This is a genomic window from Aliifodinibius sp. S!AR15-10 (genome assembly GCF_031569985.1).
In the GTDB taxonomy this organism is placed as follows: Bacteria; Bacteroidota; Rhodothermia; order Balneolales; family Balneolaceae; genus JAMQKA01.
Genome location: NZ_JAMQKA010000003.1, coordinates 84,829 through 102,050 on the forward strand (window position 1 = coordinate 84,829; position 17,222 = coordinate 102,050).

General features: G+C 45.9%; 14 protein-coding genes. 6 read left to right on the top strand and 8 right to left on the bottom strand.

What is annotated here, in order from left to right; all coding sequences use genetic code 11:
• The first annotated feature begins 54 nt into the window (after window positions 1-54).
• From NC796_RS03265 to NC796_RS03275, 3 genes are all read left to right on the top strand, one after another.
• Window positions 55-855, top strand: coding sequence for a DUF1080 domain-containing protein (locus NC796_RS03265; protein ID WP_310682111.1), 801 nt, complete (start codon window positions 55-57; stop codon window positions 853-855).
• 71 nt (window positions 856-926) lie between these two features.
• Window positions 927-1,910 (top strand): hypothetical protein, encoded by a 984-nt coding sequence (locus tag NC796_RS03270; RefSeq protein WP_310682112.1) that lies wholly within the window; start codon window positions 927-929, stop codon window positions 1,908-1,910.
• A 115-nt stretch (window positions 1,911-2,025) separates the two neighbouring features.
• A complete protein-coding gene (locus tag NC796_RS03275; RefSeq protein ID WP_310682114.1) occupies window positions 2,026-3,096 on the top strand; it encodes a hypothetical protein in 1,071 nt (356 codons plus the stop codon).
• Window positions 3,097-3,193: 97 nt separating this feature from the next.
• Here the strand turns inward: NC796_RS03275 and NC796_RS03280 are convergent, their stop codons facing one another.
• The 5 genes from NC796_RS03280 to NC796_RS03300 all read right to left on the bottom strand — a co-directional run bounded on the left by NC796_RS03280 (window position 3,194) and on the right by NC796_RS03300 (window position 9,464).
• Window positions 3,194-5,461: a PAS domain S-box protein gene (locus NC796_RS03280; RefSeq protein WP_310682115.1), complete on the bottom strand. Its 2,268-nt coding sequence runs from the start codon at window positions 5,459-5,461 to the stop codon at window positions 3,194-3,196.
• A 252-nt stretch (window positions 5,462-5,713) separates the two neighbouring features.
• Complete coding sequence (locus tag NC796_RS03285; RefSeq protein ID WP_310682117.1) at window positions 5,714-6,319, bottom strand: redoxin domain-containing protein; 606 nt, start codon at window positions 6,317-6,319, stop codon at window positions 5,714-5,716.
• An 18-nt stretch (window positions 6,320-6,337) separates the two neighbouring features.
• Complete coding sequence (locus tag NC796_RS03290) at window positions 6,338-7,849, bottom strand: DUF6029 family protein (protein WP_310682119.1); 1,512 nt, start codon at window positions 7,847-7,849, stop codon at window positions 6,338-6,340.
• Entirely contained in the window at window positions 7,846-8,325 is a 480-nt protein-coding gene (locus NC796_RS03295; RefSeq protein WP_310682121.1) for a TlpA disulfide reductase family protein, read from the bottom strand. The genes NC796_RS03290 and NC796_RS03295 overlap by 4 nt, the downstream gene beginning before the upstream one ends.
• 134 nt (window positions 8,326-8,459) lie before the next feature.
• Entirely contained in the window at window positions 8,460-9,464 is a 1,005-nt protein-coding gene (locus NC796_RS03300) for a metal-dependent hydrolase (protein WP_310682122.1), read from the bottom strand.
• Window positions 9,465-9,722: 258 nt separating this feature from the next.
• On the opposite strand from NC796_RS03300, the gene NC796_RS03305 reads away from it, so the two are divergent.
• From NC796_RS03305 to NC796_RS03315, 3 genes are all read left to right on the top strand, one after another.
• A complete protein-coding gene (locus NC796_RS03305; RefSeq protein ID WP_310682124.1) occupies window positions 9,723-10,523 on the top strand; it encodes a dienelactone hydrolase family protein in 801 nt (266 codons plus the stop codon).
• Window positions 10,524-10,749: 226 nt separating this feature from the next.
• Window positions 10,750-12,216: a M20 family peptidase gene (locus tag NC796_RS03310; protein WP_310682126.1), complete on the top strand. Its 1,467-nt coding sequence runs from the start codon at window positions 10,750-10,752 to the stop codon at window positions 12,214-12,216.
• A 573-nt stretch (window positions 12,217-12,789) separates the two neighbouring features.
• Entirely contained in the window at window positions 12,790-13,560 is a 771-nt protein-coding gene (locus NC796_RS03315; protein ID WP_310682127.1) for a hypothetical protein, read from the top strand.
• Between the two features lie 5 nt (window positions 13,561-13,565).
• Here NC796_RS03315 and NC796_RS03320 read toward each other — a convergent pair whose 3' ends face one another.
• The 3 genes from NC796_RS03320 to NC796_RS03330 form a co-directional block, all read right to left on the bottom strand.
• On the bottom strand, window positions 13,566-13,925 hold the full coding sequence (locus tag NC796_RS03320; protein WP_310682129.1) for a hypothetical protein: 360 nt from the start codon (window positions 13,923-13,925) through the stop codon (window positions 13,566-13,568).
• A 550-nt stretch (window positions 13,926-14,475) separates the two neighbouring features.
• Window positions 14,476-15,186: a 5-formyltetrahydrofolate cyclo-ligase gene (locus tag NC796_RS03325; protein WP_310682131.1), complete on the bottom strand. Its 711-nt coding sequence runs from the start codon at window positions 15,184-15,186 to the stop codon at window positions 14,476-14,478.
• A 989-nt stretch (window positions 15,187-16,175) separates the two neighbouring features.
• The gene (locus NC796_RS03330; RefSeq protein ID WP_310682133.1) at window positions 16,176-17,120 is read right to left on the bottom strand and encodes an L-threonylcarbamoyladenylate synthase; all 945 of its coding nucleotides are present in this window, start codon (window positions 17,118-17,120) and stop codon (window positions 16,176-16,178) included.
• Between the last annotated feature and the right edge of the window lie 102 nt (window positions 17,121-17,222).

Below are 17,222 nucleotides of genomic sequence, written 5' to 3' on the forward strand. Positions count from 1 at the left end.
GTCAAGAAGACTCCGGCAATCGTGATCATTAATTTAATCCAAAGGGTAAAAATCATGAAGCTATTTAACATTACGGTTTTAGGGGTTATCCTACTGCTAACCGGTATAGCCCATTACCAGGATTCACCAAGCGAATCTGAAACTGGCGAGTGGATCCCAATCTTCAACGGCGAAAACCTGGAGGGGTGGACGCCCAAATTTGCCGGACACAAGCTGGGGGTCAACTACAAGAACACGTTTCGAGTAGAGGATGAGCTGTTAAAGGCTTCATATGAGAACTATGACCAGTTTAACGGCGCGTTTGGTCACTTGTACTACAAGACGCCCTACTCCCACTACAAAATTCGAGCGGAGTATCGTTTTGTGGGGGAACAGGTTCCGGGTGCTCCCGAATGGGCCTGGCGCAACAGTGGACTCAAACTCCACAGCCAGCCGCCGGAAACAATGGGCCTAGACCAGATGTCGCCAGTCTCCATTGAAGTACAACTGCTTGGCGGAAACGGCACGGACAAACGAACCACGGCCAATATGTGCTCAATGGGAACGCACGTGGTTATGGATGGCGAGCTAATTACGCAACATTGTGTAAACTCACAGTCTGACACATATCATGGTGACCAGTGGGTCACAGTGGTCGCGGAGGTCCGGGGGGGTGAACTCTTTCGTCATTTTGTGAACGGGGAAGAAGTGTTGAGCTACAGTGACCTACAGTATGACACAGAGGATCCAAACGCCCAAAAGTTGATCAAAGAAGGACAAGAAAATCTCCTGATCGACAATGGATATATTTCGCTCCAGGCCGAAAGCCACCCGGTTCATTTTCGTTCGGTAGAGATCCTGCCGCTGGACAAATAGTGAATTCAAAAAAGAATGTGCGACGCACTTCTCAAGTGCGTCGCACATTCTTGAATAAATGTATACAACCAATGACCGCTTGGAAGCAGCTAATTTTTGATGAGGAGATTGATTTTTCAAAGAAGCTAGAAAAAGTATACCACTACCAGAAAGAAAATAACGCCGTTTACCGGAGATTTTGCGACGCGTTATCCTACGAGTTTGATCCTGATAATAAGCCCCCGCTATTACCGATCCAGGCATTTAAGGATGCGGTTGTGACCTGTAAGCCCCGGCAGAAGCCAGATCTCGTGTTTCAAAGCAGCGGTACTTCCGGGATGGAACGAAGCCGGCACCTTGTGGCTGATGAAGAGCTGTACCAGGAATCATTGCGAAGAGGTTTTGAGCAGTTTTACGACCTTGGAAACGCTGTTATTTGGGCGTATACACCGGGTTATTCGGAGAATCCGGACTCCTCACTACTCTGGATGCTGCACGAGCTGATAAAAGAGGACGCGTCCGGTTCGAGCCATTTTTTACCTCTCGATGAACCCCTGGATAAAGAAGACATTAAAAAGGTAACTGACCAGGGGAAACAGCTTTTTCTATTTGGAGCTGCATTTGGGCTCTTGGATCTGTTGGAGATGGAATCACCCGAACTGCCGGGTAACAGCATCGTTATTGAGACCGGCGGAATGAAAACACACCGGCGCGAGTTGGAAAAGGAGGAGCTGCACCGGCGACTGGCGGAGGGCTTTGGTCTGCATCCCAATCGCATCCACTCTGAATATGGCATGTGTGAACTGCTCAGCCAGGCCTATGCCACAGGCGGACAGTGGTTCCAAACGCCGCCCTGGATGGAGGTCTCGGTCTGGAATCCAGAAAACCCGCTGTCTGAGATGCCGCCATTCCAGGAGGGGTTGATCGGTATCACTGATCTTGCGAATGTGCATTCCTGTTCGTTTGTATTGACAGGAGACAGGGGAGTTCGTCACAAGGACGGCCGGTTTAAAGTACTGGGACGTTGGAATCCCAAAGATCTGCGAGGATGTAACTTTTTGATAGATGAAGATTAACAAATGTCAGAATTAAACTACCCGTTACGAGGGAGTTGGGCTCTCGGTAATGGTGCTTAACATCCTCCCAGTGTTTTCTGTAATTTTGATGCTTGTAAATTGAAGAATTATCAGTATGGATCTGGATAAACGAATTGATGCTCTTTTGGAAACCACTGGGAAATGGCTAAACAAGGATAATGAGTACCTCAGCGTAGCTTTTGACAAGACAGTAAGAGAGGACTATTTCAGTTTTGAGGATGTAAAGCATGCCGTCCTGGCCATCAGGGATTCGATCAGTGAAACGGCAATTCGCGAGTGGGCAGACCAGGCTGGACTCTCAGATGCAACCAATGCTGTGGGAGAAAATGTGCTCTGCCTGCATGCGGGAAATATACCTCTTGTGGGCTTCCAGGATGCATTTGCAACAATATTGAGCGGTGCTACCTACTACGGGAAAATATCACGAAAGGATCCCTACCTGCTGCCCACGTTCCTTAACGAAGTGAAGAAGACTGGTGCATTTACAGATTTTGATATCCAGTGGGTGCACAACCTGGAGCACTTGGAAGGGCTCCAGACAGATCGCATCCTTTTTGCCGGGTCAGAGGATTCAGTACCGGGCGTCAAAGAATCAATTACCAACCTTGGGCTAGAAAAACAGGATACGAAGTACCTGATACGGACTGCACATTTTTCGATGGCCTACCTTGAGGACAAAAAGCCCCGATCGATGGAAGATCTCGTGGAAGCCATATTTCGGTACGGCGGCCAGGGGTGTCGTTCTGTGGCGGTGGTTGTAGCCCCGTTTGGGTTGGATGATATGAAGTGCGAGTTTACCGACTACATTGAGTCATTTTGGCTTGATAATCCGCAGCACAAGAAGCCGGGTCCCAAGCTGGAACATCGTTTTGCCTACAATAAGGCGACTGAGCGGCCCCAGGCCTGGCTGGATGATTTTTTGCTGCAGGAAGGGGGGCTTGAGCTCGACCAGGATTTCATCTGCTATTGGGTGCAGGGTGATGACCAAAAAATGGGAGAGCTTGCTACAAAATTCGGTGAGCAGCTCCAAAGCATTTATATTACGGATCCCGATACAACGATTCCCGGCTTTGAGAATCGAACGGAATATCTTTCTGATGCACAAAATCCCCCGCTCGCCTGGAAACCGGACGGGGTGGATACCTTGCAGTGGCTGATTGAATAGGGCAGAGCTGCAAATCCTCGCTAAGATTTTTGCTTCTTATCGATAAGGAATCCAGCATCTGTAGGGAAAGTGGATGCTGAAACCCTATCGTGTTGGCTTAAAGCAAGCTGTTTCCAATCCCTTTCAACTCGTCTTTCTCAAATTCTATTACAAAAGTAGTCTTGTTGTCTGTCGATTTATAATGATGGCTGGCGTGTAACTGATCTGATAAAACATTAATCAGGTTTAATCCAAGGGAGCTACTTTTTGTAGTGTCGAGGTCTTCAGGAAAGCCAATACCATCGTCACTGATAGAAAGATGCAGAGACCGCTGATTTTCACATTCAGATAAGTTTATATCGATGTTACCTTCCTCTCTTCCTAGGAAAGCATGCTTGAAGATATTTGTTATGACTTCATTGACAATTAATGAGCACGGGATCGCCTGGTTAATATTCAATTCAATATTTTCGCAATTAAAGTCGATATTGATATCCGTTTGTGGCTGGAACGTTTGTTTAATGTTTAAGATCAGGGCCTGGATGTTTTCAGCAAATGCCAGCTTTGAAAAGCTGTTTGACTGGTATAACTGCTCATGAATATTTGCCATCGTTTTGATTCGAATGATGCTGTCATTTAATCGATCTTTTATCTCGTCATTTTCCTCTTCAGTCGCTTGCAGCTGCATCATTCCAGAGACAACAGCCAGGTTATTTTTTACCCGGTGATGGATTTCGGCCAGCAAGGTTTCTTTTTCCTTTAGTGATTCAAGATTTTGTTGCTGCTGATGAATCTGTTCTGTCACGTCCCGGGAATTGGCAATGAGTCCACCTACCGCAGGATCTTTTGTCATGTTTGTAAGTGTAGTCTCAATCCACCGCCAGTTGCCCTCGGCATCTCTGAACCGGTAAGGTGGAATATAAATACGTTTTCCGGTGGAAAGATCGCTGATCAACCCAGATAGCCGCAGCTTATCTTCATCGTGGATATAATCAAATGCGTTGGTACCAATAAATTGATCTGCGGGAATCCCTAAAATGGATTCGGAAGTCGGGCTTACGTATGTGTAATTTGCTTCCGAATCGAGGATGGCGATCAGATCGGACCCATCCTGTACCAGCGACCGGAATCGGCGTTCCCGCAATAACAGATCCTCCTCCGCCTGTCTCCGGTCGCTCACATCTTGACTAATGCCGTAAAACTTTGTGCAGGTGCCATCCTCGAATTCCGGTTCCCCGGTAGCGCGTATCCAGCGTTCATCACCTTTACCGCTTATGATTTTAAGCTCAACATCGAACGGTTCGGCATGTTCAATAGCATCATGAGCCGCCTTCGCAAATATTTCCCTGTGTATTCCCTTTTTGAACAGGTTTATTGTGCTCTCCACGTCGGGTTCGTAGTCCTCACCAAAACCGTGCACTTCCTTGGTTACGGGCGACCAATGGAGATGGTGTGTTTGCATGTCAAACTCCCAGGTACCAATTCGGGCCAGTTTGTATGCTTTGTCAAGCAGTTCCTGTTTTTCATCCCATTCCTCTTTGGTAAGGATTTTATCAATTTTAAGAGACAGGTGATTGATTACTGAGTTGATCAGATTTCGTTCTTCTTTTAAAAAGGGCCCTTCATCATGGATGGGACGCTGGGTAAGGTAAGAAATTTTTACAGCCAGGGGACAATCTCTTCGAATATTCGTTTCAGCAGACATACTCCAGGAGGTTTCCTTATAGCCCGCGGTAGTGAATATTTCTCCGTTGTATTCAATTTTTGCCTCTGCAACTTCGTTGTATTGCCACCCTCGCGGCAGGATATTGACGGCGTTTGTTAGCAATTCAGGTATTGTCAGTATTTGTTCATCCAGGTTCGAAATTTTGTAAAGACATTCCTGTTCCTTGATCCGTTCTATTAACATCTGTAATATTTTGTCTTTTTCATTGTCACTTGTATAGGAATCAAAAGGGAAGTTGTTGCCAGGGTCTGCAGATGAAGAGTTCTCTTCGGTCAATAGATCTGTGTTTTGCACTTCTCCGAACGAAAAAATGATTAAATCCACAGCATCACTTTTATCGAGAACCGGCGTCAGGCTTGTAAGTTGATACCATATTTCATCCCGCCCGGAATTCCCGGCCCTTGGTAATTTCATTGTTACCGCTTCTTGCGTGATACGCACTTTTTTAAGTATATCTTTTAATTCAGGTACTGCCAGCGGTATCTCCCCCAAAGAAATATCGAATATTGATTCTCCTAGGAGATCAACCTTTGTAGCCCCGGTTTTTGTCAAAAAAGCCTCATTTGCATCCGCTACCGTAAAATCTGAATCAGGATAAAGAATAAGAGATGGTAAAGGAGTGGCAGCAAAAACAGAAGTGATTTGCGAGTGTGTTAACATCTGTAAATGATTGTTGAAGTATTAGCCGTTTAGTCAACCAGAAGAGCGTTTGTACCACAAAAATGTTTTATCTCCCGCCGATCATCTTGTTTAATTTACCGCGAGAGTCTTTTAAAAGCCTGCCCTTAACCAGAAATATTTAGGCCATTTTAAGAAATGGTTGGAAGAAAAGAAATAATCTGTTCATTAGAACTGGTTAATTTGTCTTGAATGTTATATCGCTATCATCCGGTTCACCTACCCGAATATAGGTTATTGTGTTATATTACCTAACTCCCTTCCAATAACATCAGCAACTTCCTCGGCATCTTCATTTACCCATTCGGTTCCTTTATAGGCGATGTTCCCGTTGGCATCGACCACCACGGAGCGGTCATACTTGCTTGCATCTCCATAATAGTCAACAAGGCTTTCCTTGGCATTGAGGAGTAGCGGATAGGTGATGCCGGTTACCTCTTTAAAAGCTTCTACATTACTGGCGCTTTCATTCCAGGTGTCGAGTCCGAGAGCCACAAAGTTTTGATTGCTTTGATAGGGCCCATAGATGGTAGTTTGGGTGGCTGGTCCGTTGTCTCGGCAATGGGGGCAACTGGCGCCGAAAAAGAACAGGTATACCACCTTGCCCTCCAGTTCCGAAAGCGTATATTCATTCCCGCTCAGCGAGGTATATGTGAAATCGGGTGCAGGTTCCCGGTCTTCGTTCATTTCATTATCCTCATCATTCATCTCCATATCATCGCCATTGCCCGGATTTTGATCGTTGGAAGAAGAATTAGAGGGGCTACTGCTGCATCCGGCCATGAGCAGTATCAAACCGGTAAGCAGGTATAAAAGAGCACATCTTTTAAATAGGTTCATGGCTGTTTCCCATTTAGATTAAAAACGTGTTGAGAATCGAACTTCCACGCCTTCGAAGTCCAAAATTTCATAGCAGATGCCCGACGTACAAGCAGGTCCGCCGCGCCTTTTCCCGGCAAAAATGTCCAGCGTATGCACCGAATTAATTTTATAACGAACGTTTCCACCCATCCAGGTTCGTATTGCTGTTTCCGTGGGTAGCGTACGGGGATCGTCTGTCAAATTGGGATCGGTACTAGCTTCAAAAACCGCACTCACCGTCAAATCCGGAATGTAGTTAACGGCCAGCGAAGCATAATAATTTTCAGAGGTATTGGGATTGAAGGGGCGGTCAAATCGTTGAAACTGCAGGTCTAGGGTTAAGCTCCAGGTATAATCGAAGATTTTGTCCAGTATGAAGCCAGCTGATACGCGATCTTGCTCACCTTTCAGCTCATCGTTGGCATAATCCAAAAAGGATTTCAGGGTCAGCAGATCATTCACGTTATAGTTTCCCTCGATAAAATATTCCTTGTAATCGAACCGGTTGACTACTTCATTTTTGGCCGTCGTGTAGTTGGCAGTTATCGTATGTCCACCAGCAAACGTGTAGAATACCTCGAGCTGAATGCCGCTTTCATCCGCCGTTGAGAGCACATGCGTACTTCGGTTCAGCACAGGGTAGGTATGCTCTTTTATGAGTGAAGGTGGGTTATTGAATCCGGAACCAAGCGTAAACCGGTTGTAATTCTTGTATTCCAGGCTGGCCCCGAATGTATCATAAAAGTAGTTGAGGCCGGCATAAAAGCCGTAGGAGCCTTTCTGGTTGAAGGCAAAAAGATCGGTGTCGGTTGCAAAAGCGTATTCACTGGTCAGCTGTAAATTCAAAGGCAGCTCACTGTTTAACATCAGTGATCCATATTCCGAATAGTCGGTTTGTCCATCCTCGTGGAGCCGCATAAATGCTCCACCGATACTGATGTCATCGCTTAGGAAAAAATGGGATTCCACCGCCTCGATAAGTTCCGGGCGGCGCAGGCTGTCAGGTTCAATATTGGGCGGAAGCGGATTAAAAAGCGGACGGCCCCGAATGACGGTTGCTTCCACAAAATCATTGGAAAACCCAAAAGAAAGCCCCTCGATATCCCGGTTAAAGGCATACCGCGTTCGATAGAAGCTGTCCTCGAACACCGATCCGGGTATCTCATAGCTGCGTAGCAGGAGTCCACGGCCTATCGTCTCATAAAAATTACCGATCCTTATATTGAACTGTTCATCCTCGTACTGGAGACGTTTTTGGGTGAGCGAAAAATAATTGCGCTCACGAAACGGGGTTAAAAAATACTCGGTCCGTCCATAAAGGCTGAGATTACCCTGGTCAAAATAGAGGTCCAGCTGATCGTAGGAGGTCGTCAGATCCCTGTTCTCCTCGTACGGCAGGTTGCCATATTGAAATTCGAAGGTATTTGTACCATAAAGCTGAGCCATAGCCTGATCCTGTATCATAAATAGCAGGAAACCCAGGCAGGTGACAAGCAGACTCTTCCTCATGAGTTAAGCTGCTTGAGAATTTCCCTGCGTATCAACTGCTCTTCGCCGGGGGAATATCCTTCATGGAAATAAACAATTTCGTCATTGTTGTTCACTACCAGCAGGGTAGGGACCGCCCGAACACCGAGCCTGCTCATCACATTATTATCGGTATCCAACAGTATGGGATAGTCGATACCCAGCGATTTGGCAAAAGGTTTTACTTTATTGAGATTGCGGGGTCCGTCCAAACTGATTGCCAGGAATTGTACGCCCCGGGATTCGAACTCATCATGCATTTCAACCAGTTTTGGGATCGATTTGACGCACGGCTTGCACCAGGTCGCCCAGAAATCGATGACTGTAAGTTGCTCTCCTTTTACTTCACTGTAGGAAACTGTCCGGTTGTTTAGGTCTTTCAGCTTAATGTCGTAAACGGATGGTCCTGAATCTACCCAGAGCAACAGAATGAAGAGGATAGAAGTAAGTAATTTCATAGAAAGCGATTGAAATGAACGGTTCCCCATTATTATGAGGATAATCATTGAGAAATGTATCACAAAATTCTAACAATTCCGTTTTACCAGCATACTCTACGTCAACTGCGGGATATTGCCCCAGTGAACGCATTTTACTCTATAGCCCTGCCCAACAGCATGTTTTTAAACTTGGTACGCACCTCCTGGCTGGCATCGCGATAGGTATTGAACTCTACATGTTGCCTGGGTTGGGTCGTATCCACTTTAATTCCCCAGAGTGGTTTAATGGATATGGGCAGCATAGCATATCGCCCGTCACCAATAACATTCGGATGGTCCGGGTGGGCGACCAGTATGCCTTCCGAGAGCTCATCAAATCGTTGAATATCTTGATATAAGACGGTACCCTCGAAATCGGAGTACTGCTCCTGCCAATCCATTATCTCGGCCGACTCCCCCGGGTAAACGTGTGGATCCGAGAGGGGATTAATGCGCACGCCATCGGCATAAATCATTTGGCCGCTCACATAACGGGTGCTCCAGATCAGTTCATTACCAATAGTCGGTTTTACAATCAGGCGTTCAATAAAATGGTTACGCTGTTTGGCTAATGCTTGGGCGGCAATTTTAGCTTTCTGTTTCTGGGTGACCGCAAAAAGGAGGTATACCGTCATCCATATAAGGCCCAGCCAGGCGATACCCTTTTTCTTCTTATACAGGGAGAACCCGACAGTGATGATCAATCCGAGTGAAAAAATGGGATCAAATATGGAGATCAAATTCCAGGCAAACCGTTCGGTGGTAAAAGGCCACAGCAGCTGCACACCGTAGCTGGTAAACATATCGGCGATGCCAGCAGTGGCGATTCCAAGCAGGCTAAAGAGATAACATTCCCAGAAATAGAGTTCACTACGGACGAACCACCAGAAAAGGCCTGCTATGAGGAGGGCCCCGGCGGGAATAAAAACAAGGGAATGGGTGAATTGCCGGTGGAATTCCAGGTTCAGCAGAGGATCGGCGGGACTGCTTATGAGTATATCCAAGTCGGGCAGCATGCCGCCGGCTGCGCCAAGCAGGGCAGCGTAACGCAATATATCTTTTTCCGCAAACGACTGCGATGCCGTAGCACCGATAAGTCCGTGAGTAACTGGATCCATATTTAGAAACGTGGAGTTAATTAAATGCGTACTATAGTTATAAAATAAAATCTTATAACCATAGAAAATTTTTATATCTCCAGTATGGTTATTTCCCAATTACTAAGGCTTTTCACTTTTATATAGTAAGGATAATGAATTTGTGTAGTCGGGGGATTTCAGTCTGTATAAAGGTAGCATATCAAGCATTCTACGGAGCATTATTTGTCTCAATTTCGCATATTGATTTTTTACGAACTAAAATGGGGAGTTACTGTTATGAAGACCTTCACCAGCTTTTTTATATGTGTACTTATTTCAATGAGTGCTTTTGCCCAGGATTATGCCCTGAAACAGCTTGAAAATTCGCCGCGACACCACCAGTGGGTGACATTGGAGTCGCAGGGGCGGGAGCTGCACAACTTTGTCGTATATCCGCAGGTGGATGAAGATGTGCCGGTCGTTATTGTGATACATGAAAACAGGGGACTCAACGACTGGGCACGCAGTTTTGCTGATCAGCTGGCGGGGAAGGGGTATATAGCTGTCGCCCCGGATTTACTTTCAAACACACAGGACGGGATTGAGAAAACAAGTGATTTCGCAACCTCCGACGCAGCACGTTCTGCTATTTATGAGCTGGATCCCGATGGTGTTACCCAAGATCTTAAAACAGTCCTCAACTATGCACAAAATATGGACGGAGGTAATGGCAAAGTTGCCGTGGCGGGATTCTGTTGGGGCGGGTCACAGTCATTCCGATTTGCTACCAATGCAGGTGATACCATCGAAGCTGCCTTTGTTTTTTACGGGACTGCCCCTGAAGATCAAGAAGCGATTAACCGGATAGAAGTACCTGTTTACGGCTTCTATGGGGGAGATGACCAGCGTGTGAACTCAACGATTAGTCGAACCGAGGAGATGATGATAATTGCCGGGAATACCTACGAATACGAAATCTACGAAGGAGCAGGGCATGCATTTATGAGAAGCGGGGACGATCCCAACGGGGAACAGCCTAATATTGAGGCCCGGAACAACTCCTGGAATCGACTTGTGAAGTTGTTGAGTAATTTATGATGTAGTTACAACAGCAGTCAACGGACAAGCGAAATATATCATACACGCATAAGCCTTTTATCAGGCGGGAACATCTTTCGGTGTATCGGATTTATATTTTTGATATCAATGCCGGATACGCTGAAAAAGCAGCGTTATTTCCTTTTTCACCGGTACTGTTGTCAAAAGGAAGTTGTTTCGATACTTCTATTTTCTTCCGAAATCATTAATACAAACAGATTCCAAGATGAAGAAATACCTTGTCGGGTTTGGGGTAATAGTCGTGGTAATTATCGGGGTGCTGCTCTTTAACACGGTCACTTTTTATTCTCTGCAGCAGGAGGTGGAGCCGGTGACCGATAATCCAGTATACCGAAAACGGTCGATTGATAAACTGTCCGGTGCTATTCAAATCCCAACCGTCTCTTACCAAGACACTTCGAATATCGAATATGAAACGTTTGATCTTTTTATCCATTATCTGAACACCCGGTTTCCGATGGTCAACAGAACGCTCTCTTTGCAGCGCGTTTCGGGCTATTCACTGCTTTATCGCTGGCAGGGACGTGATTCAACTGCTGCGCCGATTGTTCTGGCCGGACACTATGATGTGGTACCTGCAACCGATAGCACAGAATGGGCACATCCTCCGTTTTCTGGTACAGTCTCCGATGGATATATCTGGGGCCGGGGTACATTGGACGACAAGATCGCGGTCATCGGTATTCTGGAAGCAGTTGAAATGTTGCTGGAGGAAGGTTTTCAACCGGAATCCACGATCTACCTGGCCTTTGGACACGACGAGGAGATCGGAGGGATGGACGGGGCCGCTCAAATAGTGAATATCCTGCGTAATCGAGACGTAACTCCAGATTTTGTGCTCGATGAGGGCATGATGGTTACCGACGGCGTGATGGCGGGGGTAGACCGCCCGGTAGCCGTTATTGGCATAGGGGAGAAAGGGTATCTTAGCCTGAAGTTTACAGCCCACAGCAATTCGGGACATTCATCAACTCCCCCCGACCATACCGCGGTAGGCAAGTTAAGTCAGGCTATTGTCAACTTGGAAAACAACCAATTCCCTGCAAGAATGGATGCAGTAGCGGGTCAGATGTTTTCCTTTATCGGTCCCGAGCTGCCGTTCATGATGAAGATGGCTATGGCGAACCGCTGGGCTTTTGATCCACTGTTAAAGAGCCGGTTGCTGGAGTCACCCTCCACGGCGGCGTTATTACGAACCACCACGGCTGCCACAATGCTGGAAGCCGGCGTTAAAGACAATGTGCTGCCGACTACTGCTTCCGGGATCGTCAACTTTCGGATTCTACCCGGAGACAGCATAGAAACGGTCCATAATCACGTCCGTTCAGTGGTTCGTGACACCTCCATTAGCGTGGAACCTATCGATATTCAGACAAATCCACGTCCCATGGCACCGGTAGATGCGGAACCCTTTACACTGTTTCATAAAACGATCAGGCAGGTGTATGAAGAAGCAATCGTGGCGCCAGGCCTGTTGGTGGGCACTTCCGATGGACGTCATTATACAGAGCTAACGAACAGGGTGTACAGCTTCAGCCCTTTTGTTGTGGGGCCAGAGGACCTGCATCGCATCCACGGGCACAACGAACGGATTGCGGTAAACACCTATCATAAATACATACTTTATTATTACCAGCTCCTGAAGAATGCATCTACAGCAGATGCCTCATAACTGAACTTCCTCTGTCCGAGTGAGTCCCATATTGTCCCTTTTCTCAGCGAAATTTACATAAGGGCGGAGGGAAGACAATGTTGAATGATAAATTATAAATGTTGAATTGTTCGGGAGCATAAGCTGTAAATTTTTATAGCATATGAAAAACCGAAATATTGTTGTTTTTATGAGGTGCTAAAAAGAAAGCATTTAAGCGAACCTTCGGACCTTAGACCTCTGATATTTAACCTTAAAACTTCATTGAACCGTTGAACAGTTTAGACGTTTAACCGGTCGAAAGTATTAATGTCGAGGGATTAAATTTGAACCTGGATACAACTTTTGTATACATCATATAAACGATTCAAGACTTCAATGTCTCAACAATTCAACAACAAAAAGACCTTCTGACCCTGGACTTTTAGACCTTTGACCTTTTGATCAACAATTCAACGGCTCAACTACTCAACATTTCAACATTTCAACATTTTAGACCACAGATTTTTAGATCGAACGAATGTTACTTAATTATCTGGGGTATTGCGTATATTATACCAGTGAAAGCTGCGTTAGATAAAAAAATGTAATTGGATGACAGAGGATTCCCGAAAAACATACCAGCGACTAAAGAACGACCTGGAACGGATGGTACCCGATTCGGAGCTGAATCCCAGGGAAGAAGATCTTCTGATGACGGAGCCCGAACAAACAAAGTCATCGCAGTTTTGGGAGGATACGAAGCGTTTTGCCAAAAACTTTTTGGTGGCAACACTTTGTGTAATTATTGGCGTTTTATGGTTGTTTGATTGGAATGTGTCTGCCATGATGAATCGCACTTCTGATGTCATTTCGGGGTTGTTAGGCAACGCCCCTGCCCAGGTTCAAGGGCCACCGCCACTACCGGAAACTCCTCCACTGCCGTCACTACCCGAGATTCCCGCAGAAATTGAAGAGGAGATCCGGGCTGAAATTGATGCGAACCAGGATGAGCTGGAGATGGGCATGAGTGAATATGTGAGTGCCATTACGGAGGCCGGGTATCGTGATCAGTTTACGATACAGGCCCTTTCTGCCATGTATCATTCGGGTGTCGAGGTTTCTTACCTGGACCAACTGAATGAGGCTGGACTTCTGGAGGAGCTGGCATTTCCAGCAATTATCACATTTTATTCAGCAGATGTTTCAGTTGACTACCTGGCAGCGATGAAAGAGGGAGGATACTTCGAACAGTTTGGCTTTCCAGGGGTCGCAGCTCTCGCTTCTGCCGATGTCCCGGTTTCCTATCTTGATGAACTGCGGGAGAAAGGCCTGCTTGAAGATCTGGCATTCCACGAAGTCATTATGATGTATAACAGCGAGTAGTGATGTTATTGCAGATGGTTCGTCCACTGATCTGCTTCTTTGGGTGGCAGGGTGGAGGTAAATTTAATACTCTCTTCAATGAATTTATGCAATGCCTTATTGTTGCTGTAAATCCGAGAGGAAATTGAGAGAATTTTGCCAGTTGTCTGGTCTGCTTGCCTGAAAAATTCGATTCCCCGTTTCTTCACTATGGAATTTGCAAGGGGGGAGCTTAGCCTGACAATGAGCAGTTCATCAAAAATACCGAAACACATATTGCCATTCAGAAGCCATCCCACCCAGCCGAGGTTCTTGTTTTTAATAAGCTTTTCGTTATCGATGAGGTGATGATCAATCCGATCTTCCAGCTTTTGATTGTACGACATCCCGAAAAATTATTTTTACTACGTTTAAGGTAATGTAACACTGCAGGGTTTAGATGCAAAAAATGTAAACACAATTCCGATGAGTGAAATACTACTTTACTGAATTCAGAATTCTGAATCATAAGTGTCCGGGAAAAATAACCTGTCAGGCAAAAAGATGGCATTCAAGTTCATTAGCATGCCGTTTTTGGAATGGAATTCAATATGCCCTTATATAAATAAGCTTCACTCACAAAGCCCAGCTTCTGGCATCCGGCCTTGGTAAAGTTGACCGCCCGGAAAGAATCGGAGTGAAGCGTTAAGAAAAAATCTGTGATTTTTTTAGCGTATCAAAGAGCCCTTCAGGTCAAGTTTACCCCAGCCGGTGAATTTTTTTGGTTCATAGTTCTTCAGTCCGACTCCCGGCGGATTTTCTTCAATGAAAAAATGAACAACAGGAATGAGAAGTAGGGCAACTTAAAAAAATTTTAAACGGGCAACAGTGATTCTGAATCCAGAATTCATGGGGACCCTGGACCGTGGAAACAGCTATAATCCGAACTTATCTATTTTAGTTACTTAGCATTTGCTTCAACACCGGAATCTCCTCACGATACGAATCTGAAAGTATTTCTGGTAATATACCTATTGGGCGTTGGTAGCCTGTTTTGGTCTCAATAATTTCTTCAGGGGTGATAATATAATCCAATGGGATATCGTGGTCCTCAAACGGGATCTCCTCCTCGGCAACCTGCAGAGGGTGCACGGTAGTGACGATAGTGGTGCGCTCTGTGATCTTGCCATGCTCTTGTGCCAGCGCAAACTCGATGTCGGAATAGCCGCCCCCTTTGCCCAGCCGCCTCCTATCCCGGTGTACAGCCACAGAACCAGTAATGATAAGATCAATTTCGGGCAGTTCTTCCATACTCCTTGGCTTTCCATATTTTTGGCTGCCCTTGATAGATACCGCTTTCCTCGGCTTGGTATTACCCGGAGGTATTATTTCGCGAAAGGGGTGTTGATCACGCAGCCGTGGAACAGCCATAAAAAGTCGCTTGCCGTCGACTAAAGCAAGTTCACGTACTTTAAGCTGTGGGGCATCGGGATTGGCTTTAACTGTTTTTGCCCGTTGCCACTCCTCCAGTTCACGCACCTTGCGCGCGGCATCGTGGGAACCCTTGAAATTGGGGATACGCCCTTTTAAAGGAAATGGGAAAGCCCCTGCTTCCCGCTCTTCCATCAGTTGCCAAATTTTAGATCTTAGCTCATCTTTAGTGGACATATGTTGTTTATAATAAACAGTTTTTTAGTGTTAACAGGCCCTGGTTCCAAGAAGTTTATCTTTTTCAATGGAAGATTTCTCGCTACGCAGGCTCCACTCGAAATGACGGTTAAATGTAGGATATTGATGCTGGGGAGCGATCAACAACCAAGTTGTTTCACCTCATCGTCATCTCGACCAGCAGGAGAGATCCTCCCTTTCAAGTATTTACCTAATAACCGGGATGTCAGAATTACTTATGGAATGAATAAAAGGCCACAGGATAGTAAGGCTTTATCCATAGCGCGGGAATTAATTCCCGCGCTATGGATGAGCAAAATTTTCTAACTAGCTGAATCCAATTCTCTATACTATGCAAAGGTGATTTTCATTACTATGTGGATCACCTTCTCATTACTATGTTAACGTCAATTCGAGATATAACCTGTCATTGAGAGGGATTAAGTGACCATCGGGAACAATCCGGCGATGACAGTTACTATTTTAACGTTAGTTCGATATACGATTTCTTATTAATAACACACGCTTGGTCCCAATGCTCTGCGTTGGGACCTGTTGGGACGCTCCGCGTCCAGTATACCTATGGTGCCACAGAGACGCGGAGCGTCAGAGGGGCTTCCGCCGCAGAGCGGACAGAAGCGAGCAATTGCTGGAATAGATCCTCGGGCTACCCGGAATGCTGCTAAATGCCGGCCAGCGACCGGTTTTTGGCAGCTGGAAGGTTAGTGGTAAAAGCAAATCGTAAAGACTGTTTATGTCGAACTCACGTTATGTTAATCCAATTCACATTACTATGTAATTCTGATTCACATAGTAATGAAATTTGAATTTTCCTTACTATGTGAATTGTATCCAGATAACTATATGGATCATACCCATATTACTATATGCTACCAAACCATATTACTATATGTTTCCGATCCATATAGCAGGGAAAATGCCATTGATAGGGTAAAGATAGTAGATATAAGATTAAATCGAGACAATTCTTAACCTCCCACCGCTTTTGTAATTCGATTTAATAACGCTTCAGTAATTGGGTGTTCCTTTCGTGCCCGTTCGTCAAAAGGTTCAATAATTATGGTATCTAACTGCTGGTGATCGGCCTGACGAAAGCGGTCATAAAGCTCGCTCGCCATCTGCTGAAAGTTTTGGTGGTAGTGGATGTGATGTTCGTCCTCTTTTCCCTCCAGGGAATGAAGCAGATAAAGGGCATTTTTTTGGTCGGGAGTTTCTCCCTCTTCCAGCCAGCGAACGACTGCCTCTGGCGCATAATGGGAATATTTAGTCCCGGGGCTGCGCGTTTCCTGCCCGCTGGTGTTCTTTTTTTGAAGGATGACTTCTTCCCCGGTAATCTTCTCAATTTTACTCTTGTCAATAAAGCCGGGACGGTAGATGCGAAAGGGTTGTTCGGAAATATCCAGCACCGTAGATTCCAGCCCGATCTGGGTTGCTCCGCCGTCAATAACTGGGAAATCATTGCCGAAGTCTTCCGTAACATGAGAGGCCTTGGTGGGGCTGGGTCGCCCGGACGTGTTGGCACTGGGAGCCACCAGCGGTCCGGCGCGAAAGATAAGTTCTTGTGCCAGGGCATGGCTGGGCCAGCGGAGTGCAACAGTGTCAAGTCCCGCAGTGATGAGATCAAGTACTTCCGGCTTTTTCCTGAAAATAAGGGTCAACGGCCCCGGCCAGCAGGCATCCATCAGCTTTACGGCGGCTTCCGGGATTTCAGTAGCAAAATCATTCACCATCGCCTTGGAAGCGATGTGCACAATCAAAGGGTTGTCAGATGGACGGCCTTTGATCTCAAATACTTTTTTTATGGCCCCGGGATTCCAGGCATCTGCTCCCAAACCATATACCGTCTCTGTGGGAAAAGCTACAGGCTCACCACTTTCCAGAAGTTCGATCGCCTTTTCTATGGAAACATTCATCCTTTTGGGAAGCTTGTAATTTTTGGGTGATTCACTTTATTATAGCTCAAAGTTACACAAAGTGTGCACAGAGGGATAAAAAGTTTTAAAGGAATTTCCGGC

Excerpts from the sequence above, each read along its gene's own strand:
- NC796_RS03275 (WP_310682114.1), top strand. The coding sequence starts at position 2,026 with ATGGATCTGGATAAACGAATTGATGCTCTTTTGGAAACCACTGGGAAA.
- NC796_RS03285 (WP_310682117.1), bottom strand. The coding sequence starts at position 6,319 with ATGAACCTATTTAAAAGATGTGCTCTTTTATACCTGCTTACCGGTTTG.
- NC796_RS03270 (WP_310682112.1), top strand. The coding sequence starts at position 927 with ATGACCGCTTGGAAGCAGCTAATTTTTGATGAGGAGATTGATTTTTCA.
- NC796_RS03290 (WP_310682119.1), bottom strand. The coding sequence starts at position 7,849 with ATGAGGAAGAGTCTGCTTGTCACCTGCCTGGGTTTCCTGCTATTTATG.
- NC796_RS03315 (WP_310682127.1), top strand. The coding sequence starts at position 12,790 with ATGACAGAGGATTCCCGAAAAACATACCAGCGACTAAAGAACGACCTG.
- NC796_RS03295 (WP_310682121.1), bottom strand. The coding sequence starts at position 8,325 with ATGAAATTACTTACTTCTATCCTCTTCATTCTGTTGCTCTGGGTAGAT.
- NC796_RS03305 (WP_310682124.1), top strand. The coding sequence starts at position 9,723 with ATGAAGACCTTCACCAGCTTTTTTATATGTGTACTTATTTCAATGAGT.
- NC796_RS03330 (WP_310682133.1), bottom strand. The coding sequence starts at position 17,120 with ATGAATGTTTCCATAGAAAAGGCGATCGAACTTCTGGAAAGTGGTGAG.
- NC796_RS03320 (WP_310682129.1), bottom strand. The coding sequence starts at position 13,925 with ATGTCGTACAATCAAAAGCTGGAAGATCGGATTGATCATCACCTCATC.
- NC796_RS03310 (WP_310682126.1), top strand. The coding sequence starts at position 10,750 with ATGAAGAAATACCTTGTCGGGTTTGGGGTAATAGTCGTGGTAATTATC.
- NC796_RS03280 (WP_310682115.1), bottom strand. The coding sequence starts at position 5,461 with ATGTTAACACACTCGCAAATCACTTCTGTTTTTGCTGCCACTCCTTTA.
- NC796_RS03300 (WP_310682122.1), bottom strand. The coding sequence starts at position 9,464 with ATGGATCCAGTTACTCACGGACTTATCGGTGCTACGGCATCGCAGTCG.
- NC796_RS03325 (WP_310682131.1), bottom strand. The coding sequence starts at position 15,186 with ATGTCCACTAAAGATGAGCTAAGATCTAAAATTTGGCAACTGATGGAA.
- NC796_RS03265 (WP_310682111.1), top strand. The coding sequence starts at position 55 with ATGAAGCTATTTAACATTACGGTTTTAGGGGTTATCCTACTGCTAACC.